At 50.1% G+C, this 4,939-nt stretch carries 1 tRNA gene and 3 rRNA genes; all 4 read right to left on the reverse strand.

Annotated features, from left to right (window positions below):
* Positions 1 to 4: 4 nt before the first annotated feature.
* The 4 genes from rrf to ACLNCW_RS09735 all read right to left on the reverse strand — a co-directional run bounded on the left by rrf (position 5) and on the right by ACLNCW_RS09735 (position 4,892).
* Positions 5 to 120: ribosomal RNA gene (rrf, locus tag ACLNCW_RS09720) — 5S ribosomal RNA — on the reverse strand.
* A 76-nt stretch (positions 121 to 196) separates the two neighbouring features.
* Positions 197 to 3,098, reverse strand: a 23S ribosomal RNA gene (locus ACLNCW_RS09725).
* 124 nt (positions 3,099 to 3,222) lie between these two features.
* A tRNA-Ala gene (locus ACLNCW_RS09730) sits at positions 3,223 to 3,295 on the reverse strand.
* Between the two features lie 51 nt (positions 3,296 to 3,346).
* Positions 3,347 to 4,892 (reverse strand): 16S ribosomal RNA (locus tag ACLNCW_RS09735).
* The 16S, 23S and 5S rRNA genes sit together here with 1 tRNA gene alongside, the layout of an rRNA operon.
* Positions 4,893 to 4,939 lie beyond the last annotated feature (47 nt).

Below are 4,939 nucleotides of genomic sequence, written 5' to 3' on the forward strand. Positions count from 1 at the left end.
TAGAGCTAAGCGACTTCCATATCTCACAGGGGGCAACCCCCAACTACTTCCGGCGTTCTAGGGCTTAACTTCTGTGTTCGGCATGGGTACAGGTGTATCTCCTAGGCTATCGTCACTTAACTCTGAGTAATACCTACTCAAAATTGAATATCTATTCAAACCAAGAAAACCTTTCGCTTTCGTATTCTCAGTTACTTTGGATAAGTCCTCGAGCTATTAGTATTAGTCCGCTACATGTGTCGCCACACTTCCACTTCTAACCTATCTACCTGATCATCTCTCAGGGCTCTTACTGATATAAAATCATGGGAAATCTCATCTTGAGGTGGGTTTCACACTTAGATGCTTTCAGCGTTTATCCCTTCCCTACATAGCTACCCAGCGATGCCTTTGGCAAGACAACTGGTACACCAGCGGTAAGTCCACTCTGGTCCTCTCGTACTAGGAGCAGATCCTCTCAAATTTCCTACGCCCGCGACGGATAGGGACCGAACTGTCTCACGACGTTCTGAACCCAGCTCGCGTGCCGCTTTAATGGGCGAACAGCCCAACCCTTGGGACCGACTACAGCCCCAGGATGCGACGAGCCGACATCGAGGTGCCAAACCTCCCCGTCGATGTGAACTCTTGGGGGAGATAAGCCTGTTATCCCCAGGGTAGCTTTTATCCGTTGAGCGATGGCCCTTCCATACGGAACCACCGGATCACTAAGCCCGACTTTCGTCCCTGCTCGAGTTGTAGCTCTCGCAGTCAAGCTCCCTTATACCTTTACACTCTGCGAATGATTTCCAACCATTCTGAGGGAACCTTTGGGCGCCTCCGTTACCTTTTAGGAGGCGACCGCCCCAGTCAAACTGCCCGTCAGACACTGTCTCCGATAGGGATCACCTATCCGGGTTAGAGTGGCCATAACACAAGGGTAGTATCCCAACAACGTCTCCTTCGAAACTGGCGTCCCGATCTCATAGACTCCTACCTATCCTGTACATGTGGTACAGACACTCAATATCAAACTGCAGTAAAGCTCCATGGGGTCTTTCCGTCCTGTCGCGGGTAACCTGCATCTTCACAGGTACTAAAATTTCACCGAGTCTCTCGTTGAGACAGTGCCCAAATCATTACGCCTTTCGTGCGGGTCGGAACTTACCCGACAAGGAATTTCGCTACCTTAGGACCGTTATAGTTACGGCCGCCGTTTACTGGGGCTTCAATTCATACCTTCGCTTACGCTAAGCACTCCTCTTAACCTTCCAGCACCGGGCAGGCGTCACCCCCTATACATCATCTTACGATTTAGCAGAGAGCTGTGTTTTTGATAAACAGTTGCTTGGGCCTATTCACTGCGGCTGACTTAAAGTCAGCACCCCTTCTCCCGAAGTTACGGGGTCATTTTGCCGAGTTCCTTAACGAGAGTTCTCTCGCTCACCTGAGGCTACTCGCCTCGACTACCTGTGTCGGTTTGCGGTACGGGTAGAGTATGTTTAAACGCTAGAAGCTTTTCTTGGCAGTGTGACGTCACTAACTTCGCTACTAAACTTCGCTCCCCATCACAGCTCAATGTTATAGAACTAAGCATTTGACTCAGTTCACACCTCACTGCTTAGACAGACACTTCCAATCGTCTGCTTTAGTTAGCCTACTGCGTCCCTCCATCACTACATACTCTAGTACAGGAATATCAACCTGTTGTCCATCGGATACACCTTTCGGTCTCTCCTTAGGTCCCGACTAACCCAGGGCGGACGAGCCTTCCCCTGGAAACCTTAGTCTTACGGTGGACAGGATTCTCACCTGTCTTTCGCTACTCATACCGGCATTCTCACTTCTATGCGTTCCAGCACTCCTCACGGTACACCTTCTTCACACATAGAACGCTCTCCTACCATACCTATAAAGGTATCCACAGCTTCGGTAAATTGTTTTAGCCCCGGTACATTTTCGGCGCAGGGTCACTCGACTAGTGAGCTATTACGCACTCTTTGAATGAATAGCTGCTTCTAAGCTAACATCCTAGTTGTCTGTGCAACCCCACATCCTTTTCCACTTAACAATTATTTTGGGACCTTAGCTGGTGGTCTGGGCTGTTTCCCTTTCGACTACGGATCTTAGCACTCGCAGTCTGACTGCCGACCATAATTCATTGGCATTCGGAGTTTATCTGAGATTGGTAATCCGGGATGGACCCCTCACCCAAACAGTGCTCTACCTCCAAGAATCTCTAATGTCGACGCTAGCCCTAAAGCTATTTCGGAGAGAACCAGCTATCTCCAAGTTCGTTTGGAATTTCTCCGCTACCCACAAGTCATCCAAGCACTTTTCAACGTGCCCTGGTTCGGTCCTCCAGTGCGTCTTACCGCACCTTCAACCTGCTCATGGGTAGGTCACATGGTTTCGGGTCTACGTCATGATACTAAGGCGCCCTATTCAGACTCGGTTTCCCTACGGCTCCGTCTCTTCAACTTAACCTCGCATCATAACGTAACTCGCCGGTTCATTCTACAAAAGGCACGCTCTCACCCATTAACGGGCTCGAACTTGTTGTAGGCACACGGTTTCAGGTTCTATTTCACTCCCCTCCCGGGGTGCTTTTCACCTTTCCCTCACGGTACTGGTTCACTATCGGTCACTAGGGAGTATTTAGGGTTGGGAGATGGTCCTCCCAGATTCCGACGGGATTTCACGTGTCCCGCCGTACTCAGGATACTGCTAGGTACAAAGACTATTTTAAATACGAGGCTATTACTCTCTTTGGCTGATCTTCCCAAATCATTCTTCTATAATCTTTGAGTCCACATTGCAGTCCTACAACCCCGAAGAGTAAACTCTTCGGTTTGCCCTCCTGCCGTTTCGCTCGCCGCTACTAAGGCAATCGCTTTTGCTTTCTCTTCCTGCAGCTACTTAGATGTTTCAGTTCACTGCGTCTTCCTCCTCACATCCTTAACAGATGTGGGTAACAGGTAGTACCTGTTGGGTTCCCCCATTCGGAAATCCCTGGATCATCGCTTACTTACAGCTACCCAAGGCATATCGTCGTTTGTCACGTCCTTCTTCGGCTCCTAGTGCCAAGGCATCCACCGTGCGCCCTTATTAACTTAACCTTATTTTTTGACCTTTCAGTCATAAACTCTTATTAATACTACAGCGTTTTCGGTTTATTTTCTTGTTACTATTTGATATAGATATTCAATTTTCAATGTGCATTACTTGGTGATCTCTCACCAATGGAGCCTAGCGGGATCGAACCGCTGACCTCCTGCGTGCAAAGCAGGCGCTCTCCCAGCTGAGCTAAGGCCCCACAAGACCTCTCAAGACTAAACAAGACCAATGCGCAGTTCCTTATCCTTAGAAAGGAGGTGATCCAGCCGCACCTTCCGATACGGCTACCTTGTTACGACTTCACCCCAATCATCTATCCCACCTTAGGCGGCTGGCTCCTTACGGTTACCTCACCGACTTCGGGTGTTACAAACTCTCGTGGTGTGACGGGCGGTGTGTACAAGGCCCGGGAACGTATTCACCGCGGCGTGCTGATCCGCGATTACTAGCGATTCCGACTTCATGTAGGCGAGTTGCAGCCTACAATCCGAACTGAGACTGGCTTTAAGAGATTAGCTTGCCGTCACCGGCTTGCGACTCGTTGTACCAGCCATTGTAGCACGTGTGTAGCCCAGGTCATAAGGGGCATGATGATTTGACGTCATCCCCACCTTCCTCCGGTTTATTACCGGCAGTCTCGCTAGAGTGCCCAACTGAATGATGGCAACTAACAATAGGGGTTGCGCTCGTTGCGGGACTTAACCCAACATCTCACGACACGAGCTGACGACAACCATGCACCACCTGTCACCTCTGTCCCGAAGGAAAACTCTATCTCTAGAGCGGTCAGAGGGATGTCAAGACCTGGTAAGGTTCTTCGCGTTGCTTCGAATTAAACCACATGCTCCACCGCTTGTGCGGGCCCCCGTCAATTCCTTTGAGTTTCAACCTTGCGGTCGTACTCCCCAGGCGGAGTGCTTAATGCGTTAGCTGCGGCACTAAACCCCGGAAAGGGTCTAACACCTAGCACTCATCGTTTACGGCGTGGACTACCAGGGTATCTAATCCTGTTTGCTCCCCACGCTTTCGAGCCTCAGCGTCAGTTACAAGCCAGAGAGCCGCTTTCGCCACCGGTGTTCCTCCATATATCTACGCATTTCACCGCTACACATGGAATTCCACTCTCCCCTCTTGCACTCAAGTTAAACAGTTTCCAAAGCGTACTATGGTTAAGCCACAGCCTTTAACTTCAGACTTATCTAACCGCCTGCGCTCGCTTTACGCCCAATAAATCCGGACAACGCTCGGGACCTACGTATTACCGCGGCTGCTGGCACGTAGTTAGCCGTCCCTTTCTGGTAAGATACCGTCACAGTGTGAACTTTCCACTCTCACACTCGTTCTTCTCTTACAACAGAGCTTTACGATCCGAAAACCTTCTTCACTCACGCGGCGTTGCTCGGTCAGACTTCCGTCCATTGCCGAAGATTCCCTACTGCTGCCTCCCGTAGGAGTCTGGGCCGTGTCTCAGTCCCAGTGTGGCCGATCACCCTCTCAGGTCGGCTATGTATCGTCGCCTTGGTGAGCCGTTACCCCACCAACTAGCTAATACAACGCAGGTCCATCTGGTAGTGATGCAATTGCACCTTTTAAGCAAATGTCATGCAACATCTACTCTTATGCGGTATTAGCTATCGTTTCCAATAGTTATCCCCCGCTACCAGGCAGGTTACCTACGCGTTACTCACCCGTTCGCAACTCATCCGGAGAAGCAAGCTCCTCCTTCAGCGTTCTACTTGCATGTATTAGGCACGCCGCCAGCGTTCGTCCTGAGCCAGGATCAAACTCTCATTAAAAGTTTGAGTTCTCACTCATTTCTGTCACTGACAGATTTATTGTTTTT

Source organism: Streptococcus sp. CL6.22, from assembly GCF_049738055.1.
Taxonomy (GTDB): Bacteria; Bacillota; Bacilli; order Lactobacillales; family Streptococcaceae; genus Streptococcus; species Streptococcus mitis_DJ.